Raw genomic sequence first — 1245 nt, forward strand, 5'->3', positions numbered from 1 at the left:
GTACCGGCCCTGAGCAACGCGGGCACCGCCTCGAACGCGGGCACCGTGTACCGGCCCTGAGCAACGMGGGCAYCGCCTCGAACGCRGGCACYGTGGGCACGCTGGACCAGACCGGMGGCAGCTTTRCAAACAGCGGTAYTGTCAGCGGTACGGCAGCGATTTCGGGCGGCAATGTGACCAACAGCGGTTCGATGGACGGGGCCGTGATCGTCTCGGGCGGTTCGCTGGACAGCTCTGGCACGTTGAGCGGCGATGTGACGGTTGCAGCGGGAGCGGAACTGACCACCAGCGGCATTGCCGGGATGGTGGACAATGGCGGCACAGTCAGCGTCACCGGCGGCAGCACCGCCGATCTGAACAACAGCGGCAGCGCCACAGTGAGCGGCGGCACGGTGGCGGACTTGGAGAACAGCGCCAGCGGCGAKCTGACGATTGCCAGCGGCGGCACGGTGACAGCGCTGAGCAATGCGGGCACCGCCTCGAACGCGGGCACCGTGGGCACGCTGAACCAGACCGGAGGCAGCTTTGCAAACAGCGGTMYTGTYAGCGGTRCGGCAGCGATTTCGGGCGGCAGTGTGACCAACAGCGGTTCGATGGATGGGGCTGTGACCCTGTCGGGCGGTTCGCTGGACAGTTCCGGCACGCTGAACGGCGAGGTGACGGTTGCGGCGGGAGCGGAACTGACCACCAGCGGCATTGCCGGGACAGTGGACAACGGCGGCACAGTCAGCGTCACCGGCGGCGGCACCGCCGATCTGAACAACAGCGGCAGCGCCACGGTGAGCGGTGGCGTGGTGGCGGACCTGGAGAACAGCGCCAGCGGCGATTTGACGATTGCCAGCGGCGGCGAAGTAACGGCCCTGAGCAACGCGGGCACCGCCTCGAACGCGGGCACCGTGGGCACGCTGGACCAGACCGGAGGCAGCTTTGCAAACAGCGGTATTGTCAGCGGTACGGCAGCGATTTCGGGCGGCAATGTGACCAACAGCGGTTCGATGGACGGGGCCGTGATCGTCTCGGGCGGTTCGCTGGACAGCTCTGGCACGTTGAGCGGCGATGTGACGGTTGCAGCGGGAGCGGAACTGACCACCAGCGGCATTGCCGGGATGGTGGACAATGGCGGCACAGTCAGCGTCACCGGCGGCAGCACCGCCGATCTGAACAACAGCGGCAGCGCCACAGTGAGCGGCGGCACGGTGGCGGACCTGGAGAACAGCGCCAGCGGTGATCTGACGATTGCCAGCG

General features: G+C 67.4%; 1 protein-coding gene. It reads left to right on the forward strand.

The genetic code is table 11. The annotated features are described in order from the left end of the window. Window positions 1-173: 173 nt before the first annotated feature. Window positions 174-1245, forward strand: a 1072-nt coding sequence (locus A9D60_RS03610; protein ID WP_368072339.1) for a beta strand repeat-containing protein, incomplete at its 3' end; no start/stop codon positions are given.

Source organism: Leisingera sp. JC1 (assembly GCF_001679925.1).
GTDB lineage: Bacteria > Pseudomonadota > Alphaproteobacteria > Rhodobacterales > Rhodobacteraceae > Leisingera.